The sequence below is a fragment of the Pseudactinotalea sp. Z1748 genome (genome assembly GCF_049725185.1).
Lineage (GTDB): Bacteria > Actinomycetota > Actinomycetes > Actinomycetales > Beutenbergiaceae > CALKWS01.
Window position 1 is genome coordinate 109,315 of the sequence record NZ_JBMPQB010000008.1, and the last position, 18,388, is coordinate 127,702.

Sequence of the window (18,388 nt, forward strand, 5' to 3'; positions counted from 1 at the left end):
TCTACGGTCGCAAGTGTCTGTGTCCGGACGAGGTGAGGTGGAGTCATGACCTATGTGATCGCGCAGCCGTGCGTGGACCTGAAGGACAAGGGCTGCATCGACGAGTGCCCGGTGGACTGCATCTACGAAGGCGACCGGATGCTCTACATCCAGCCCGATGAGTGCGTGGACTGCGGGGCGTGTGAGCCGGTGTGTCCGGTGGAGGCGATCTTCTACGAGGATGACGTGCCGCAGCAGTGGGCGGACTTCTACGAGGCGAACGTGAACTTCTTCGACCAGATCGGCTCCCCCGGTGGCGCCGCGATCACCGGTCCCATCGCCGGGGACCATCCGATCGTGGCCGCGCTGCCGCTGCAGGTGACCGAGTGAACAGCCGCGTGGACCTGCCCGCCCGTGCGGAGATCGTCGCTGGCGCCGGGCTGCCGCCCCCGGACGATCAGGCTGCACCGGTCCCGACCGCCCGGGACTTCAAGGATGTCTTCCGGGTGCACCCTGCCGGGGTCGCCCTCATCACCGCCATTACCCCCACCGGCCCGGTGGGCTTGACCGTATCGAGCGTGGCCTCGGTCAATCCCGATCCACCGGCCCTGTCCTTCTCCCTCACCCGCGCCGGTACCAGTGCCGCAGCGATCCTGGCCGCCCGCACATTCGTGGTGCACCTACTGGACCGGTACGACGTAGAGATCGCCACCGTCTACGCCCGGTCCGGCACCGAGCGATTCACCGCCGGGCAGGGCTGGTCCGAACTCGCCACCGGGGAGCCCTACCTGCCCAGCGCGCGTGTGGCGCTGCGCTGCCGTCCCATCCGGACCGTGCCGGTGGGTGGCTCCGAATTGGTGGTCGGCGAGGTACTCGAGGTCCATCGCGGGCGCGCCTCCAGCCCGGTGGTGTACTACGACCGCCGCTTCCATCCGCTGGGCGAACCCTGAGCCGGTCCACGCCCCCCTGTTGCACAGCAGCGACCTGCCGCCCGTGCCCCGGCTCACCGCTCAACTGCGGATCCGGACAATCAGTGCGTTGTGATCCACTCGCACGCTCAACGACTGCGCCTCACCGATGAGATCCCCGTCCACCTGGAGTGGTCCGGGCCGCTGCAGCCGAACGTGGATATCGCGCCCCCGCCAGAACGTGATCGAGGACGGGCTGCCGGGCAGGTCCCGGCGGAACCCGATGCCCTGCAGGACGACCTTGCCGAACAACGAGGCCCACCCCAGGATGCCCTGGCGGGTGTCGATCGCCGCCACGTCCAACCAGCCGTCGTTGATCTCGGCGTCCGGAAAGAGCACCATCCCCCCGGGCAGGCGCCCACAGTTGGCGAACAGCAGGGTGCGTAGCCGCAACTGGTGCCAAGGGGCGTCCCCGATCTGCATCTGGACCCGGATCTTGCGCCCGTGCAGGTGTCTCATCCCGGCCACGAAGTAGGCGAACCAGCCCATTCTGGCCTTCAGGTTGTCATCGGCCCCGGCCACCATGGCCGCATCGAACCCGATCCCACCCATCACCAGGAACAGGTGCTCACCGCGCCTGGTGAGGGCGTCGGGGGGCTGCTTCTGCGCGGAACCGGCCGGCCCGTCGTCGTCGGCTGCCTTTGGATCCTGGCCGCTCGCGGCGCGCACCTGCGCTGCCTCGACGTCCCCGATCGCCCCCCTGGCCTGAGCCTCCTCGGCCGAGAGCAGTTCCCGGGCCCGGATCCACCCCACGTCCATCGGATGGTCCACGCCCGTCAGGGCCGTCTGGATCAGCGCCTGGGTGCCTTCCACCGGCAGATCCACGTTGCGGGCCAGCAGGTTCCCGGTCCCCATCGGCACCAGGCCCATCGGCACACCCGAACCGGCCAGGGCGGTCGCCACCGCGCGCACCGTGCCATCTCCCCCGGCGGCCACCACCACCGAGGCACCCTGTTCGAGTGCCTGCTCGGCCTGCCCCAGGCCGGGATCGGTGGCCGTCGTGGTGAACCAGAGCGGCTCGGCCAGGCCCAGTTCCCGGCAGATCTGGGTAGCCGTGGTCCGGAACCGCTCCGGGTCGGGTGTCTTGATCGGGTTCACCACGAACGCGGGCGGGCCGTCCTGGGCGTCGTCGGAGCGTTCGGTCGACTCACCCAGGGAGGGCACCTTCGCACCACGCGCCCGGATGTGCCGCAGCACGATCACCCCGACCACGACGGACCCGAGGGCGAGCACCAGAGCGATGATGCTGACCCACTGCTCCCATGTCATAGCCGTCAACGTAGTGCCCGGGAGGGGCGATAGCACTCCCGGCGGCATTAGGGTCTGAGGTGTGATTGATCTCAAGCACCTGCGTGAAGACCCCCAGACCGCTCGGGACAGCCAGATCGCCCGGCAGGCCGACCCCATGCTGGTGGACCGGGTGCTGGCCGCTGATGAACAGCGCCGCGCCCGGCTGAACGAGTTCGAGTCGCTGCGCGCCGAGCACAAGGCGCTCTCCCGCACGATCGGTCAAGCGAACCCGCCGGAGCGCCCGGCGATCCTGGCCCGCGCCAAGGAACTTGCCGAGCAGGTCAAGACCGCCGAGAACACCGCCGCGGAGGCTGCGAGCGAGTTGAACCGGTTGCTCGAAGACTTCGACAACATCGTCCACCCCCAGGTGCCCCCGGGTGGTGAGGCCGATTTCGTGGTCCGCTCCACCCACGGCAGCCCGCGGGACTTCACTGCCGAGGGCTTCGCGCCCAAGGACCACCTGGACCTGGGGGAGGCCCTGGGTGCCATCGACACCGAGCGCGGGGCGAAAGTCTCCGGGTCCAGGTTCTACTTCCTCACCGGTGTGGGGGCGCGGCTGGAGCTGGCGATCCTGAACGCCGGGATGGACAAGGCCATCCAGGCCGGATTCACCCCGATGATCACTCCGACCCTGGTGGGGCCGGACGTGATGGCCGGCACCGGGTTCCTGGGCGATCACGCCGCCGAGGTGTACCACCTGCCGGCCGATGACCTCTACCTGGTGGGCACCAGTGAGGTGGCCCTGGCCGGATACCACGCCGATGAGATCCTGGACCTGTCTGCCGGGCCCAAGCGGTACGCCGGCTGGTCGGCCTGCTACCGGCGAGAGGCCGGTTCCTACGGTAAGGACACCCGCGGGATCATCCGGGTGCACCAGTTCCACAAGGTGGAGATGTTCACCTACACCACCCTCGATCAGGCCGAGGCCGAGCATGAACGCCTGCTGGGTTGGGAGCAGGAGATGCTGGAACTGATCGAGGTGCCGTACCGGGTGATCGACGTGGCCGCCGGGGACCTGGGTTCCTCGGCCGCTCGCAAGTTCGACTGCGAGGCGTGGCTGCCCAGCCGGCAGCAGTACCTGGAACTGACGTCCACCTCGAACTGCACCACGTTCCAGGCCCGGCGCCTGGCTGTGCGTGAGCGGGGACCCAGCGGGACCCGCCCGGTGGCCACCCTGAACGGCACCCTGGCGACCACCCGGTGGATCGTGGCGATCCTGGAGAACCACCAGCGCGCGGACGGTTCCGTGCACGTGCCCGAGGGGCTGCGGCCCTACCTGGGCGGGATGACTAGTTTCGACCCGGTGGCGTGAGGGTGGCGGAGCGGCCAGCCTTCGAGAACCTGCCCGCACACCTGCCGCGAGGCTCGGACCTGCTCGTGGCCCTGGACATCGACGGCACCCTGCTCGGCCATGACGGGTCCCTGTCCGAGGGGGTGCGTGAGGCGGTGGCCGAGGTGGACGCCTCCGGCGCCCACGTGGTGCTGGCCACCGGCCGTTCGATCATCTCGGTGACCCCGGTGCTGGAACAACTGGGCCTGCGGCACGGCTGGGCGGTGTGCTCCAACGGAGCGGTCACGGCCCGGCTGGACCCGGCCGCGGCATCAGGTTACGAACTGGCCGAGGTGATCACCTTCGACCCCGAGCCACCGCTGCGGACGCTGCGCGGGCACCTGCCCGACGGGCTGTTCGCGGTGGAGGACCTGGGCCAGGGGTTCAAGGTCAGTGCCCCCTTCCCCGCCGGGGAGTTGCAGGGCTCGGTGCAGGTGGTGGACTTCGCCGAACTCTGCGCGGCACCGGCATCCCGGGTCACCCTGCGCGCACCCGACCTTGATGTCGACCACTTCCACGAGGTGGTCGCCCGCACCGGGCTGCACGGGGTCTCCTACGCCATTGGTTGGACAGCCTGGCTGGATATCAACCCCGAGGGGGTATCCAAGGCCAGCGCGCTGGAGCAGGTGCGGGCGCACCTGGGGGTGGCCCCCGGTGCAAGCGTCGCGGCCGGTGATGGACGCAACGACATCGAGATGCTCGGTTGGGCCGGCCTCGGGGTGGCGATGGGAGGGGCCGACGGCGACACCATCGCGGCCGCCGACGTCACCGCTGCGGGGGTGAGCCAGGACGGGGTGGTGCCGCTGTTGCAGGCGGTAGCCGGTCCGGGTGGGCGTTGAGGGTGATCCGGGCGCGCTGGACGCTAGGCCGCGTTGAGCGCGAACCACCCCACCACACGGGACGTGCGGTGAGGCGGCGGTGACAGTAAGGGTTGCTCAGGACAGCCGGGCGGCGAGCATCTGCTTGCCGAGTTCGGCGCCCTTGGTGCTGTCGGCCTGGGCCTTGCGGAAGAACTCGGCGAGCTCGTTGTCGCCGTCGCGTTCGGCGTCGGCGATGTACTGCTCCAGACGCAGGGCGTTGGACAGGCAGGCCTCGGTGAACCAGAGAAGGTTGTAATCCTTGTCCTTGGTTCCGGTCACGTCACCGGTCTCTGGGCGGATATCGGTCATTGTGTCCTCCTCGGGTGATCGATCGACACGGGCTCTCCGTGCGGTGTGATCCACGGTAGGTCGGTCCCGGCCGATGTGCGCGTTGAGCCCGAGACCTTGCGAAGGGACCCGAAGAGGAGAGTCTGCGGCAGGCTTAGAGGTACTGACCGGTGCCGCGGTGCTCGGAATCTTCCCCCGGCCGGTTCACGATCAGGCCCGGGGGCATCTGACCGGGGGCCACACCCGGCGGGAGCGCCTTGCGCATCTGCGACAACTGGCTCTGCGCGGCCATCTGCTGTGCCACCAGGGCGGTCTGGATGCCGTGGAAGAGCCCCTCCAGCCACCCGACCAACTGCGCCTTCGCGATCCGCAGTTCGGCGTCGGAGGGGGTGCGATCATGGTCGAAGGGCAGCGCGATCCGGTGCAATTCGCCTACCAGTTCCTCACTCAGCCCGGACTCCAACTCCTTGAGTGACTGCTCGTGGATGCGGGCCAGACGGTCCCGGGCGGCCTCATCCAGGGGGGCGCTGCGCACCTCTTCGAGCAGTTGCTTGATCATCGAACCCAGGCGCATCACCTTGGCCGGTTCCTCCACCGCCGCGGTGGGGTCGGCCTTCTTGTCGCCGTCGGCCTCGGCGATGCCCAGCCCGCTGGGGCTGGTCACGACGATCCGTGGGTTGGCCTCGTCCTGGTCATCCTCGGTGGTCTCATCGTCACGCGATCCGGTGTCAGTCTCCGGGTCCCGTGCGCCATCCCGGGCGTCGGCCCGGTCGGGGTGCGCATCAGCGGCATCAGCGCCGTCATGATCCTGGGGTGAAGCGGGGTCCTGGGGCTGGTGCTGCTCGGGAGTCATGGGTCTATCATGCCAACACCCCACCCCGTGAGCGTCCCGGGTTCACTCAGCGCTGATCGAGCCGGGAACTGAACCCGCCGTCGGAGGAGACCTCGATGCCTGAGCGGTCGATCGACCTGGCCCACCAGTTGGCTGAGCAACTGCGGTTCCACTGGGAGACGGCAGCCCGGCCCCGCCTGCACGGGCTCAGTGATGCCGAGTACCTCTGGGAGCCGGTGGAGCAGATGTGGGGCGTGCGCCCGCGCGGGAGCAGTGAGGCGCCAATCCAGGGCGGCCGCGGCGACTGGGTGATCGAGTTCGCGGTGCCCGAACCTGAGCCGGCGCCGGTCACCACGATCGCCTGGCGGATGGGCCATGTGATCGTGGGGGTCTTCGGCACGCGCAACCACTCCCACTTCGCCGGTCCGCCGATGGACTACTTCGACTTCGACTACGCCGGCACCGCGGCCGATGCGCTGATCCAACTCGACCAGGTCTACGCCCACTGGATCGAGGCGGTGGCAGGCCTTGACGACGAGGCGTTGGCCCGCCCGGTGGGCGAGGCGGAGGGCCACTTCGCCGAGGAGCCGATGATCGCCCTGGTGCTGCACATCCACCGGGAGGCGATCCACCACATGGCCGAGATCGCCCTACTGCGGGACTTGTACCTGCGTCAGGGCTGAGCCGCGCGCCCGCCGGTACGGGCACGGCAGGTGCGGAGGTGGCCGGACTGCCGGGGCATGGGCCCTACAGTGATGGCCATGACCTGGTTGAACAGCGCCGCCCACGCCCGCTGGCTGGAACGTGAGTCCGACGAACTTCTCGCCTTCGGTGCCGGTTCGATGGTGACCCAGGGATTCGGGTACCTGGACCGCGCGGGGCAGGTGATCGAGGAGCAGGGCCTGCCCTTGTGGATCACCTGCCGGATGGCGCACTCCTACTCCCTCGGGGTCCTGTTGGGCCGGCCCGGTGCGGCGACTATGGTCGACCACGGCGTCAGCACCCTGGCGCAGCACTTCCACGACGACGAGCACGGTGGCTGGTTCTCCGCCGTCGGGGCCGGCGCCTCCGATGCCAAGGAAGCCTACGCACACGCGTTCGTGATCCTGGCGGGGGCCAGCGCGACGGCCGCCGGGCGACCCGGGGGCCCGGACCTGCTGGCTGAGGCACTGGGCGTCTCCGAGCAGCGCTTCTGGCGCGAGGATGAAGGCATGGTCGCTGAGTCCTGGGACCGCACCTTCACCGAGTTGGAGGACTATCGCGGCGTCAACGCCAACATGCACACCGTGGAGGCTTACGTCACCGCCGCGGACGTCACCGGGGAGGACGTCTGGCTGGCGCGTGCGATGAGGATCTGCGAGCGCGTCATCACGGTTGCCCGGGAGCACTCCTGGCGCATCCCCGAGCACTTCACGGCCCAGTGGCAGCCGCTGCTGGATTACAACGCCGACACCCCCGCGCACCAGTTCCGTCCCGCGGGGGCCACCGTGGGGCACTGGCTGGAATGGTCCCGTCTGGTGCTGCAGGTGCGCGCCGGCCTGCAGGCACGCGGCCGGGAGGCTCCGGAGTGGATGCTGGAAGCCGCCCGGGAACTCTTCGACGCCGCCGTGCGTGAGGGGTGGGGCGTGGACGGTGCCGACGGGTTCGTCTACACCGTGACCTTCGACGGCCGGCCGCTGGTGCGCGAGCGGATGCACTGGGTCCTCGCCGAGGGGCTCGCGGCCGCCGCGGCGCTGTACCGGGTTGATCCCGACCCACACCTGGCCCGGTGGTACCAGATGTGGTGGGAGTACGCGGCGATCCACCTGATCGATGAGGAGCGCGGCTCCTGGGTGCACGAACTCGATTCGGCCAACCGGCCCAGCGACACCGTGTGGGCCGGAAAGCCCGACATCTACCACGCTCTGCAGGCCACCTTGATGCCGCGGCTACCGTTGACCCCGATGTTCGCCCCCGCGCTGGCGGCCGGACTACTCGACGGCTGAGCAGACCTGGTTCACTAGGCGTCATGTCGCCGAACGATGCGATCAGCGAACCCAGCGACGTACCGGTGCTGTCCGGGGACCGCGTGGTTCTTCGTGCCTGGCGGGCACAGGATCGTGAGCACCTGACCTTCGATGAGCCGGTCAAGGCCTTCGTGGGCCCGAGCCTGCCCGGCACCGATGCGGACGGATACGCCGCGTGGCTGGCGCTGCAGGACCAGGAGTGGGCGGATCGGCGTGCGCTGTCCTGGTGTATCGCCGAGCCAGGGACCGACCTCCCGCTCGGTTGGATCTGCCTGCTCGGCATCAACCAGCCCTACCAACACGGCTCGGCCGAGGTGGCCTACTGGGTGCTCCCGGAATCGCGCGGCAAGGGCGCACTCGGCCAGGCGCTGCGCCTGGTGCGCGACTACGCCTTCGGGGAGGCGGAGTTGGGCCTGCACCGGTTGTGGGCGATGACCGACCATCGCAACCTCGCCTCCCAGGCGGTACTGCGCAAGGCTGGGTACGTATGGTGCGGCACCGAGCGGCGCGCGATGGTGTACGAGCCAGGTGGCGGGCAGTACGACATGGTCCGCTTCGAGTTGCTCGCCGACGGCGCCGGCGTCCCGTTACAGGGCAGGCCCTACCGGCACGTACCCACGCTGGCCGGGAGCGGGATCCGGTTGCGTCCCTGGCGCCACGCCGACGCCGGGCGAGTGGTGGAGGCGTGCACCGATCCCGAAACCCAGTTCTGGCTCCCGCTGCCCGACCCCTACACGGTGGTCGACGCCGAGACCTACATCAGCGACTGCCAGCAAGCCGAACCGGACACTCGCTGGGCCTTCTGCGTCGCCGATGCCGATAGCGATGAGTGCATCGGAGCACTGGATGTGCGGATGGAGATCCATGCCGACACGGTCCGCACCGGCGCGGTCGGGTACTGGATGCACCCGCAGGCGCGGGGGCGAGGTGCGATGACCGCGGCACTGCGGCTGGTGATCCGGCACGCCTTTACCCCCACCCGCGACGGTGGAGGGGGACTGGACCGGCTCAGCCTGCTGGCCGCCGACCCCAATGCCGCCTCACGCCGGGTGGCGACCAACGCCGGGATGCAGGAGGTGGGCCGGGACCGCTGCGTGGTGCGGCTGCGTGATGACCGGGTGGTGGACCACGTCCGGTACGACCTGCTCGCCCACGAAGTACGCAGGTAACCGAACCGAACCGAACCGATCCTGACCGGAGAACCGTGGTGCTCCCACCTTGGTAACTCACTTACCTAGCCGGGGTCCACAGTTGGAAACCATTGACCAACCGGACAATCGGCGGCAGAGTAGGAGGCCCACACGGACCGATGCGAGCGCACCGCTGCGCTCCCCGAACGAAGGGCAACGATGCCAGGGCGTCATGGACAGCGAAGAAGATTGACTGCGGTGGGGGCCGGTGCCGTTACCGCGTTGGTCCTGGGATCGGCGGTGGCGATGGCCCAGCCGAACCAGGACGAGACAGACATCGACGCGATCATCGAGGGCATGACCCTGGAGCAGAAGGTCGGTCAGATGTTCGTGCCCTTCGTCTACGGCGAGGCGATCGACCAGGCCCACTCCGGCAATGAGGGTATGGCCGGTGAGGGTGTGGATACCATCGAGAAGATCATCGAGGAGTTCCACCCCGGCGGCATCATCTACTTCGGCTGGTCGGACAACCTCAACTCGCCCGGGCAGATCGCCCAGCTCTCCCACGACATCCAGCAGACCGCCCTGGATGCCGGCGCGCCCCCACTGAGCCTGGCCATCGATCAGGAGGAGGGCGTCGTCGTCCGGCTGCCCGAGCCGTCGGCCCAGATGCCCGGCTCGATGGCCTTGGGGGCGACCGGCAGCGCCGAGTACGCCCGTGAGGCGGCGGGGATCACCGCGACCGAACTGAGCGCCCTGGGGATCAACCAGAACTACGCACCGATCGCGGACGTGAACTCCAACGCGTTGAACCCGGTGATCGGGGTGCGCGCCTTCGGAGGCGACACCGAACTGGTCTCCGCCCTGAGCACCGCCCAGGTGCACGGCTTCCAGGACGACGGCGGAATCTCGGCCTCGGTGAAACACTTCCCGGGGCATGGCGACACCGACGTGGACTCCCACTACGGGGTGCCCATCATCGAGAAGTCCGAGGCGGACTTCCGTGCCGAGGACCTGCCGCCGTTCCAGGCGGCGATCGAGGCGGGCGTGGACTCAATGATGACCGCCCACATCGTGATCCCGGCTCTGGACGACTCCGGCCGCCCGGCCACACTGTCCCAGCCGATCCTGACCGGTCTGTTGCGCGAGGAGATGGGCTATGACGGAGTCATCGTCACCGACTCCCTGGCCATGGACGGCGTGCAGGAGGAGTTCGGCGACGACCGGGTCCCGGTGGAGGCCATTCTGGCCGGTGCCGATCAGATGCTGATGCCCCCGGATCTGCGAGTCGCCTATGACGGCGTCATGGACGCGGTGGCCGACGGCGAGATCACCGAGGAGCGCATCGATGAGTCGGTGCGGCGCATCCTGGAGCAGAAGGAGCGCCGCGGCGTCCTGGCTGACCCACTGCCCGATCTGGATGCCGTGGATGAGGTGATGAACGACGTCGAGCATCGTGAGCGCGCCCAGGCCATCGCCGACGATTCCGTCACCCTGCTGAGCAACGACGGAGTGCTGCCACTGGATGATGGGTCGAACGTGCTGGTCACCGGCTGGGGGGACAGCGGAAGGCTGAACGTCATCGCCGATCAACTGATCCGCGACGGACACACCGTCCGGATGCTGCGCGCGAACAATCCGACCCAAGCCGTGATCGACATCATCGTCGGCGACGCCGCCGATCGCGATGCCGTCGTGGTGCTGACACAGTCCACCGCGTTCGAAACCCCCCAGAACCAGCAGGATCTGGTCGCGGCCCTGTCCGAACTGGAGACGGAGGTCATCGAGGTCGCCGTCCGCAACCCCTATGACACCACGTTCACTGCGCCGACGGAGGCCGCGATGGTCTCCTACGGATACGCCCCGGTCTCGCTGCAGGCCATCGCCGACGTGGTCTCGGGCAACATCAACCCCCGTGGTGAGTTGCCCGTCGTGGTGCCGCAGGACGACGGCACCGGTGAGGTCTACCCACTGGGCCACGGCCTGGACTACGGGACCACCGTGGTACCTCGGGAGCCGGACTTCGAGGCCGATTCGATGACGATCCCGGAGGTGGAGGGCGTCACCTACCTGGTCAACGGTGACGTGGTCGAGCCCGGCGAGCACGCCGGTTCGGGCACAGTGACCGTGGTGGCGCAGGCTGCGGACGGCTACTTCATCGAGGGCCGCACGCAGTCCTCCTGGCAGCATGCGTTCGACGATGCCGCGCCGGTATTCCCCCCGCCCGGGCCGGCTCCCGGGCACGCAGCCACCGTGGAACTGGGGATCGAACGGTTGCTGAACTCACCCGAGCAGACCGCGCTGCTGGAGGGTAAGCGCGTGGGGTTGATCACGAACCCCACCGGTGTGGATTCGGACCTGACCCACTCGATGGACCTGCTGATCGCCGGGCAGGAGGCCGGTGGGTACGAACTCACGGCGCTGTACGCCCCCGAACACGGCATCCTCGGTGGCGCGCCGGCCGGCGCGGACGTGGAGAGTTACGTCGACCCCCGGACCGGGTTGAGGGTGTGGTCGCTGTACGGCCAGACCCAGCGCCCCACCGCGGAGATGCTCGAGGACGTCGACGTGCTGCTGTTCGACATCCAGGACATCGGGGCCCGGTTCTACACCTACATCTGGACGATGTACTACGCGATGGACGCCGCTGCGGAGTTCGACAAGGAGTTCATCGTGCTGGACCGGCCCAACCCGCTGGGCGACCGGATCGATGGCCCGGTGCTGGATCCGGCGCTGTCCTCCTTCGTCGGGTTACGGGAGATCCCGATGCAGCACGGGCTGACCGTGGGCGAACTCGCCAGCCTGTTCAACGGGGAGTTCCTCGACGATCCGGTGCAGAACCTGCACGTGGTGGAGTTGGAGGGTTACGACCCTGCCGACTTCGTCGATGGGTACAACCTGCCCTGGGTGCTGCCCTCACCGAACATCCCCACCATCGAGACCGCGTGGGTCTACGCCGGAATGGGGCTGATCGAGTCGCTGAACGCCTCCGAGGGTCGCGGCACCACCAAGCCGTTCCTGTGGGCCGGCCACGGTGACATCGACGAGGTCGGCGCCTACGCCCTGGCCGAGGACCTGAACAGCCGGGAGTTGTCGGGCGTGCACTTCCGTCCTATGTTCGCCAACCCGACCGCCAGTAAGGAGCAGGGACGGCTCTCCGGCGGGGTGGAGATCCACGTCACCGACCCCTCCACCTTCGTTCCGGTGCGCACCGGGTTGCACGTGCTGGAGGCGCTGTACAACACCGACGGCCTCGACTGGCGCGAGGGCACCGTCTACCCCGACCAGCAGTGCAGCACCCCCAGCGACATCTGCTGGATCGACCGCCTGACCGGCACCCGGGACGTGCGGATGCAACTGGAGGACGGCGTCGACCCCGATGAGATCATCGCCGGTTGGTCCGGTGAGATCGCGGCCTTCGACGCGCTGGCCGACGACTACCGCCTCTACGCCCAGGACGGGGGCGGCGAGGACCCGGGCGATGGTGACGCGAAGGAGGCTGCAGCGGCGATGGAGGCTGCACTGGCCGGGTACGTGAACGCCGGGGACGTGGCCGGTCCGGTCGTCAATCGCCTCACCAACGCGGTGGAACAGGCGCAGCGGCACCTGGATTCCGGCCGCACCGCACCGGCGGTGGCCGCGCTCAACCGGTTCGTGCACCACCTGGAGAACCCGAACCAGCCGGACACCGTCTCCGACTCGGCCCGGGCGGACCTGGTCGGCCAAGCCGGGACGATCCTGGAGTTGCTGGAGTAGCCGGGCAGGCGAGTCGGTCCTGCCGCCGGATTCGCCGGCGCCCGCCAGGAGCGGGCGGCGTGACCCCGATGGGGTGGCGATCCGGTGGCGGGGCCGCTCGGCCGGGACGTGCGAGTGGCCTCAGCGGACGACGACGACGGGCACCGGCGCCTGGCGGATGCAAGCCGCCGCGGTCGAACCGATGAGGAAGTTGCCGATCCTGGAGAGCCCTCGGGAGCCGACCACGAGGACGTCCGCGCCGGCGGACGCGCCGATCAGTGCCTGGTCACCGCGCCCGTAGACGGTGCGGGCGTGGATCTGCAGGTCGGGGTGATCGGCACCGGCGTCCGTGGCGCGCGCGAGGGTCTGCGCCTTCGTGGCCTCCTGGAACTCCAGGATCGAGGGAGTCACGCCGAACGGGAGGTCGGGTGGGCGCACCGCCGTGGGGATGGTCCACGCCCGCAGCACGTGGAGGTCCGTGCCTCGGCGCACCGCCTCCTCGACGGCGTATTCGACCGCGCGCACTGCTGCGTCCGAGCCATCATCACCGACGAGCACGCCGCCGTTGATCTCGGCCGAGGTATGGATCCCCCTCATCGTCCAGTTCGTGCCCGGTGCGGTTGAGTCCGTCATGGTCCGATCCTACGGCGCCGGCGCTCACCCGGCTCCGGCCGGGCCTCGGTCGTTCTCGCAGGAGCGCTGCCGCTTCGGCGGAGGGTGTGGGATTCGAACCCACGGTGAGTCTCCCCACAACGGTTTTCAAGACCGTCACATTCGGCCGCTCTGTCAACCCTCCAACGTGCGCCCACCATTGTGGCCCATCGGGGCCCGCCAGGTCGAAACCGGGCCCGGGCCGCCCTAGTGTGGAGGTTATGTGAGCAGTGGTGATCACCGAGCGCGGCGGACCGGAGGTACTGCGCGTGCAGGAGGTGGCCGACCCGCAGCCGGACCCGGGCACCGTCGTCATCGACATCGCCGCCGCAGCACTGAACCGGGCCGACTTGCTGCAGACCCGGGGCATGCACCCCCCACCATCCGGGGCGCCGCCGTGGCCCGGCCTGGAAGCCGCCGGCATCATCACCGCCGTGGGCGAGGGGGTCTCCGACTGGCACGTCGGTCAGCGGGTCTGTGCCCTGCTCGACGGCGGGGGATACGCCGAGCAGGTCGTGGTTCCCGTGCGCGGCCTGCTCCCGGTACCGGACGAGGTGGACCTGGTGCAGGCGGCCGCGCTGCCGGAGGGTCTGTGCACCGTGTGGTCCAACGTGACCGGTCCGGGCGGGATGAGCGCAGCGGATCTGCAGGGTCAATGGGCGCTGGTGCACGGGGGATCAGGAGGTATCGGTTCCCTGGCGATCCAGATCCTGGCCGGGTTCGGAGCCCGGGTGATCACCACCGCCGGCGGCCCGCAGCGGGCGGCCCGGTGCGGGGAACTCGGTGCGGAGGTGGTGGTGGACCACCACGCACAGGACTTCGCCGACGTGGTGCGCGAGCACACCGATGGTCGCGGGGTGCCGTTGATCCTCGACGTCGTCGGGGCTGAGTACCTCGAGCGCAACGTGCAGGTACTGGCCAGGCACGGTCAGCTGGTGATCATCGGGTTGATGGCCGGTGGCGGCACCGCGCAGATCGACCTGGCGGCACTCATGCGGTGGAAGGGCCTGCACGGAACGCTGTTGCGGGCCCGGCCACCGCAGGAGAAGGGAGCGATCGTGACGCAGGTGCGCCGCGAGGTGTGGCCCCTGGTGGAGCAGGGCCGGATCCGTCCCGTGGTGCATGCCGAGTACCCCCTTGATGAGGCGGTCCGGGCGCAGGAGGCCTTGGCAGCCGGTGGGGTGTTCGGCAAGATCCTGCTGGTGCCCTGACCCGGTTCCTTCCGATGCGGAGTGGGTGGACGGCGTGCCCTGAGGCACAGGTTTTGGCGCCTGTGGCGCAGGGCAGGTACGCTTGCCGTTGATCTGGAGACGTCGCATAGTCTGGCCTAGTGCGCGGCCCTGCTAAGGCCGTGAAGGAGCAATCCTTCCGTGGGTTCAAATCCCACCGTCTCCGCCCATCGGGAATCTCGGCGTATCCGCCGCTCTGCCGCTACGGTGGCGAGCGATGCCTGCTTCCCTCGCGCTGATCCCGGCCTCCTACCTCTACCTGCGCCGCGGTGAGGAGGTCCTGCTGCAGCGACGTGCCAACACCGGATACATGGACGGGCACTGGGTGGCCGGGGCGGCCGGGCACCTCGAACCCGGTGAGACCGCGATGGCCGCAGCGGTGCGTGAGGCCGAGGAGGAGATCGGCGTCCGGATCCGTCCCGAGGAACTGCGGCTGATCACCGTGATGCACCGCACCGACGGGACCGACCTCCCGATCGAGCAGCGCATCGAATGGTTCTGGACGGCCGAGTCGTGGGACGGTGTGCCCGTCATCCGGGAGCCGGCCAAGTGCGCCGATCTTGCCTGGTTCCCACTGACGGACCTGCCCGAGCCGATTCCCGGGTACGAGCGGATGGTGGTGGCCAGCCTCAGTGGTCGGCCGCTGCCGAGTGCTGTCAGTTACGGCTTTCCGGAGTCCTGAAGGGCGGACCCGCGCCGCCGCCGCCCGGCCGCGAGCAGGGCGAGACCGGTGAGGCCGATGACGACGGAGGCCAGCGCCCCGAGGCCGAAACCGCCCTCCGGGCCTACCGAGGCCGCCAGTGCGCCGCCGGCGGCGGACCCGATCGCCACCCCGATCGTGACCCCGGACTGCATCGAGGTCATCGATACGGCGATCCCCCCGGCGGGGCTTCGCCGCTCGGCGACCGAGAACGCGGTTACCAGGGCGGGGCCGAGGAAGGCGCCAGTGGCCAGCAGCGCGCCGGCGGTTGCACCCATCGAACCCGCGAAGGCTGCGACGGTGATGAAGACCGCCATCCCCGCGCCGCCGAGCAACACCCGGGTGGGCAGGCGGACCGACTCCGGCACCATCACCACCAGGAGTGCGGTGGCCGCTGAGGTCAGCCCCATCAGCGCGTAGACCAGCCCGGCCTGCCCGGGCACCCCGGAGAGCGCGGCCCGCTCGGTGGTCCCGGCCTGTACCGCACCGAAGAACACCCCGATGCATAGCATCACCAGCACCGCCGGCGCCACCGCCCACATGATCGCCGGGATCGAGGCCACCGGCTGAGCCGGGGTGCGCGGCGCTCTCGCACCGGGACCGGCCGCACTCTCGTTCGCACCTGCCGCACCGCCGTCGTCGGGCCCGCGCGATGCGGCGCTCGTGCCGCCTCTGCGCGGCGCGGTGAGCGCGAACGGGATCCCGGCCAGGGCCACCAGCACCGCCGCCAGGGCGATCGGTGCGGCCGGGGTGGCCGTCGAGGCCGCGATCCCCACCAGCGCCGGGCCGAGCACGAACGTCAACTCGTCCACGGTGGACTCATAGGAGAACGCTGCGGCCAGATCCCGTGGCCGGGTGGTCAATTGCACCCAGCGCGCCCGTGCGAAGGCGCCGACCGGGATGGCGGTGGCGCCCACCCCCACGCACGCCGCCCACAGTGCCGGCCCGTCCCAGCCCCACAGCGCCGCCAGCAGCAGAGCACCCAGTGCCAGCGCGTTGATCGGGGTGAGCAGGGTGAGCACGAACCGCTGCCCGGCACGGTCGGCCCACCGCCCGATCAGGGGGGCGGCTACCGCGGTGGCGATCGCAACCAGGCCGGTGGCCAACCCGCCCGCAGCCACCGAACCGGTCGAGGCGGTGATCGCGGTCATGGTGCCCAGCGGGACCATCGCGTAGGGGGCGCGGGCCGCTACCGCCAGAGCCATCGCGGGTCCGGAGGAGATGGCGGGCAGGATCTTGAAGTGGGCCAGGGCGCCGAAGGGGGAGGAGTGCACGAGGTGGGTTCCGGCTCGAAAGTCCCGCGCGGAAGCCTGCCTCGATCGGCACCGGCGTCTGCTCGCGGGGGCGCGGGCGGTCATGTGCCCGAGCAGCACCACCATAGACCGTGCGGGCACGGCCCGCGGCACCGATAGTAGGTTGGTCCGGTGCCCGCCATCCGCTTTGTCTCCACCGCTCGTGCGGGCCCATTCGCTGGGGCGGCCGCGTGAAAGCGCTGCGTCGCTGGATCGACCCGTTCGTGCTGCTGCTGCTGGCCGCGTTGCTGGCGGGCCTGCTCATTCCCGTACCTGAGGCCGCCCGCGCCCCGGTGAACACGATCGCACGCGCCGGCATCACGGTGTTGTTCTTCACCTACGGTCTGCGCCTGCCCACCAGGGAGGTGCTGGCGGGCTTGCGCAACATCAGGCTGCAGGGGTCGATCCTAGGCGTCACGTTCGTGCTGTGGCCACTGCTCGGAATCGCCCTGTCGTGGGCGCTGGCCCCCCTGATCGGTCCGGCGCTGGCCACCGGTGTGCTGTTCCTGTCCGTGCTGCCCTCCACCGTGCAGGGGTCGGTGGCGCTGACTTCGATCGCCCGCGGCAACATCCCGGCGGCGATCTGTGCGGCCACGATCTCCAACGTGGTGGGCATGGTGGCCACGCCCCTGTTGGTCTTAGCCCTGATGGGGTCGGTGGCCACCACGGGGATGAGCGGGATGCGCTCGGTGCTGCTGCAACTGCTGTTGCCGTTCGTTGTGGGTCAGGTGCTCTCGCGCTGGGTGGGGCCCTGGATCCGTGGGCGCAGACTGCTGACCTTGTTGGTGGACCGGATCGCGATCACCGTGATGTTGTTCAACGCGGTTTCGGCCGCCACCGCCCAGGGCGTGTGGAGCCAGGTGCACTGGTCGATGCTGATCACCCTTGGTGCGTTCAGCCTGGCGCTACTGGCCGGGGTCTCGGGGCTGTTGTGGTTCGCGGGTCCGCGACTGGGCCTGGCGCTACCCGAACGCATCGTGTTCCTGCTGGGCGGTGCGCAGAAGTCGCTCGCGACCGGGTTGCCGATGGGTGCGGTGCTATTCCCGGCGGCCACCCTGGCCACGCTCGTGGTGCCGCTGATCATGTACCACCAACTCCAGTTGATCCTCGGGGCGGTGCTGGCCCGTCAACTGGCGCGGCGCGCCGACGACGACGCCTCCTGAGGTCGGAGCGGGCCGTCGACGACGTAGCCGGCGGGTTGACGACGGCGATGCCGAACTTCGCAGTAGGGGCGGGTTCGGCCCGGGTCGGCGCATGGGAGGCACTCGGGGGTGGGCAACCTCACCGCAGACTGGATTTCCCCCGGCCGCGGCTTGCCGGTATTGTGGTGCGTCGGTACGCCAACCAGCGCCCGTAGCTTAATGGATAGAGCATCTGACTACGGATCAGAAGGTTGGGGGTTCGAGTCCCTCCGGGCGCGCTTCGTGTGAGACAGCGGTCCAGAGCCCCCGTCAGGTCCACCCTGGCGGGGGTTTTGCGTGTCGGCTGTCGCTACGAACTGCGACATCGGCACCCCGAGGAGTTCAGACAGCGTGCCCAGGTCATCGATGTCCATCGCCACTTGACCGGTGAGCCGTCGGGACCAGTACCGCTGGGATTGGCCCGCCAGCTGCGCGAGTTTGTTCCCGCTGATTCGCACGCGGGCCAACTCTGCGCGCACTTCAGCGGCCACTCGCGCCCGGGGTGAGTTGTGATCGGGAAGGTCAACGACTGTGCTCATACCTCAACTCTAGATGACTGGTGGAGTCCTGGCCAGACCCAAACTCGCACGTGTTAGCCTCTAAACGGCTAGAAGGTGTTGCCTATCAGCTAGATATGCGCTAAGACTTAGCCTTATGCAGGCTAGAACACTCGATGAGCGGCTGACTGGTGAGATCAGGGCGGAGATGGCGCGGCGCAGGATGTCGCAGACCGCGCTGGCCAAGGCACTGCCGTTGTCTCAGGCGGCCCTCAGCCGTCGCTTGTGCGGTCGGGTGTCGTTTTCGCTGCACGAGTTGGAAGGCGTCGCAGGGGTGCTCCAAGTGCATCCATCAGAACTCTTCGGTGCTGCGTTCACCCATTCCATCGGGGGAGGGGTCTGAGCGATGACTGATCTCGT

The 18,388-nt window shown here is 69.2% G+C and carries 17 protein-coding genes and 3 tRNA genes; 14 read left to right on the forward strand and 6 right to left on the reverse strand.

Translation table 11 applies throughout. The features are described 5' to 3' along the window. Window positions 1-45 precede the first annotated feature (45 nt). Entirely contained in the window at window positions 46-369 is a 324-nt protein-coding gene (gene fdxA / locus ACO0LU_RS16100; protein ID WP_424792373.1) for a ferredoxin, read from the forward strand. A gap of 50 nt (window positions 370-419) precedes the next feature. Then, window positions 420-929: a flavin reductase family protein gene (locus tag ACO0LU_RS16105; RefSeq protein ID WP_424792417.1), complete on the forward strand. Its 510-nt coding sequence runs from the start codon at window positions 420-422 to the stop codon at window positions 927-929. Window positions 930-989: 60 nt separating this feature from the next. Here ACO0LU_RS16105 and ACO0LU_RS16110 read toward each other — a convergent pair whose 3' ends face one another. Then, on the reverse strand, window positions 990-2,216 hold the full coding sequence (locus ACO0LU_RS16110; RefSeq protein WP_424792374.1) for a diacylglycerol/lipid kinase family protein: 1,227 nt from the start codon (window positions 2,214-2,216) through the stop codon (window positions 990-992). Between the two features lie 61 nt (window positions 2,217-2,277). Here ACO0LU_RS16110 and serS point away from each other — a divergent pair, with 61 nt between their 5' ends. Together serS and ACO0LU_RS16120 are read left to right on the forward strand one after the other, a co-directional pair. Next, window positions 2,278-3,549, forward strand: coding sequence for a serine--tRNA ligase (gene serS, locus ACO0LU_RS16115; RefSeq protein WP_424792375.1), 1,272 nt, complete (start codon window positions 2,278-2,280; stop codon window positions 3,547-3,549). 2 nt (window positions 3,550-3,551) lie between these two features. Next, a complete protein-coding gene (locus ACO0LU_RS16120) occupies window positions 3,552-4,406 on the forward strand; it encodes an HAD family hydrolase (protein WP_424792376.1) in 855 nt (284 codons plus the stop codon). Between the two features lie 96 nt (window positions 4,407-4,502). Here the strand turns inward: ACO0LU_RS16120 and ACO0LU_RS16125 are convergent, their stop codons facing one another. Both ACO0LU_RS16125 and ACO0LU_RS16130 read right to left on the reverse strand, forming a co-directional pair. Next, the gene (locus tag ACO0LU_RS16125; protein WP_424792377.1) at window positions 4,503-4,736 is read right to left on the reverse strand and encodes a hypothetical protein; all 234 of its coding nucleotides are present in this window, start codon (window positions 4,734-4,736) and stop codon (window positions 4,503-4,505) included. Window positions 4,737-4,869: 133 nt separating this feature from the next. Continuing rightward, on the reverse strand, window positions 4,870-5,568 hold the full coding sequence (locus ACO0LU_RS16130; RefSeq protein WP_424792378.1) for a bacterial proteasome activator family protein: 699 nt from the start codon (window positions 5,566-5,568) through the stop codon (window positions 4,870-4,872). 95 nt (window positions 5,569-5,663) lie between these two features. Here ACO0LU_RS16130 and ACO0LU_RS16135 point away from each other — a divergent pair, with 95 nt between their 5' ends. From ACO0LU_RS16135 to ACO0LU_RS16150, 4 genes are all read left to right on the forward strand, one after another. Continuing rightward, window positions 5,664-6,230: a DinB family protein gene (locus ACO0LU_RS16135; protein WP_424792379.1), complete on the forward strand. Its 567-nt coding sequence runs from the start codon at window positions 5,664-5,666 to the stop codon at window positions 6,228-6,230. Window positions 6,231-6,308: 78 nt separating this feature from the next. Next, entirely contained in the window at window positions 6,309-7,532 is a 1,224-nt protein-coding gene (locus tag ACO0LU_RS16140; protein ID WP_424792380.1) for an AGE family epimerase/isomerase, read from the forward strand. Between the two features lie 23 nt (window positions 7,533-7,555). Next, window positions 7,556-8,722 (forward strand): GNAT family N-acetyltransferase, encoded by a 1,167-nt coding sequence (locus ACO0LU_RS16145; RefSeq protein WP_424792381.1) that lies wholly within the window; start codon window positions 7,556-7,558, stop codon window positions 8,720-8,722. A gap of 219 nt (window positions 8,723-8,941) precedes the next feature. Beyond that, window positions 8,942-12,439, forward strand: a complete 3,498-nt coding sequence (locus ACO0LU_RS16150) for a glycoside hydrolase family 3 N-terminal domain-containing protein (protein WP_424792383.1) — start codon at window positions 8,942-8,944, stop codon at window positions 12,437-12,439. 120 nt (window positions 12,440-12,559) lie between these two features. On the opposite strand, the gene ACO0LU_RS16155 is transcribed toward ACO0LU_RS16150, so the two are convergent. After that, window positions 12,560-13,051: a universal stress protein gene (locus ACO0LU_RS16155; protein WP_424792384.1), complete on the reverse strand. Its 492-nt coding sequence runs from the start codon at window positions 13,049-13,051 to the stop codon at window positions 12,560-12,562. Window positions 13,052-13,129: 78 nt separating this feature from the next. After that, window positions 13,130-13,214: transfer RNA gene (locus ACO0LU_RS16160), tRNA-Ser, on the reverse strand. Window positions 13,215-13,302: 88 nt separating this feature from the next. Between ACO0LU_RS16160 and ACO0LU_RS16165 the strand changes: the two genes are divergently transcribed. From ACO0LU_RS16165 to ACO0LU_RS16175, 3 genes are all read left to right on the forward strand, one after another. Further along, window positions 13,303-14,280 carry an NAD(P)H-quinone oxidoreductase gene (locus ACO0LU_RS16165; protein ID WP_424792385.1) on the forward strand — a complete coding sequence of 326 codons (978 nt, stop codon included), beginning with the start codon at window positions 13,303-13,305 and terminating at the stop codon, window positions 14,278-14,280. A 95-nt stretch (window positions 14,281-14,375) separates the two neighbouring features. Further along, window positions 14,376-14,464: transfer RNA gene (locus ACO0LU_RS16170), tRNA-Ser, on the forward strand. Window positions 14,465-14,515: 51 nt separating this feature from the next. Next, on the forward strand, window positions 14,516-14,980 hold the full coding sequence (locus ACO0LU_RS16175) for an NUDIX domain-containing protein (RefSeq protein WP_424792386.1): 465 nt from the start codon (window positions 14,516-14,518) through the stop codon (window positions 14,978-14,980). On the opposite strand, the gene ACO0LU_RS16180 is transcribed toward ACO0LU_RS16175, so the two are convergent. Further along, the gene (locus ACO0LU_RS16180) at window positions 14,959-16,272 is read right to left on the reverse strand and encodes an MFS transporter (protein WP_424792387.1); all 1,314 of its coding nucleotides are present in this window, start codon (window positions 16,270-16,272) and stop codon (window positions 14,959-14,961) included. The genes ACO0LU_RS16175 and ACO0LU_RS16180 overlap by 22 nt on opposite strands. A gap of 209 nt (window positions 16,273-16,481) precedes the next feature. Between ACO0LU_RS16180 and ACO0LU_RS16185 the strand changes: the two genes are divergently transcribed. The 3 genes from ACO0LU_RS16185 to ACO0LU_RS16195 all read left to right on the forward strand — a co-directional run bounded on the left by ACO0LU_RS16185 (window position 16,482) and on the right by ACO0LU_RS16195 (window position 18,371). Further along, the gene (locus ACO0LU_RS16185) at window positions 16,482-17,453 is read left to right on the forward strand and encodes a bile acid:sodium symporter family protein (RefSeq protein ID WP_424792388.1); all 972 of its coding nucleotides are present in this window, start codon (window positions 16,482-16,484) and stop codon (window positions 17,451-17,453) included. Window positions 17,454-17,637: 184 nt separating this feature from the next. Next, window positions 17,638-17,710: transfer RNA gene (locus ACO0LU_RS16190), tRNA-Arg, on the forward strand. Window positions 17,711-18,176: 466 nt separating this feature from the next. Next, window positions 18,177-18,371 carry a helix-turn-helix domain-containing protein gene (locus tag ACO0LU_RS16195; protein ID WP_424792418.1) on the forward strand — a complete coding sequence of 65 codons (195 nt, stop codon included), beginning with the start codon at window positions 18,177-18,179 and terminating at the stop codon, window positions 18,369-18,371. The last annotated feature ends 17 nt before the right edge of the window (window positions 18,372-18,388 follow it).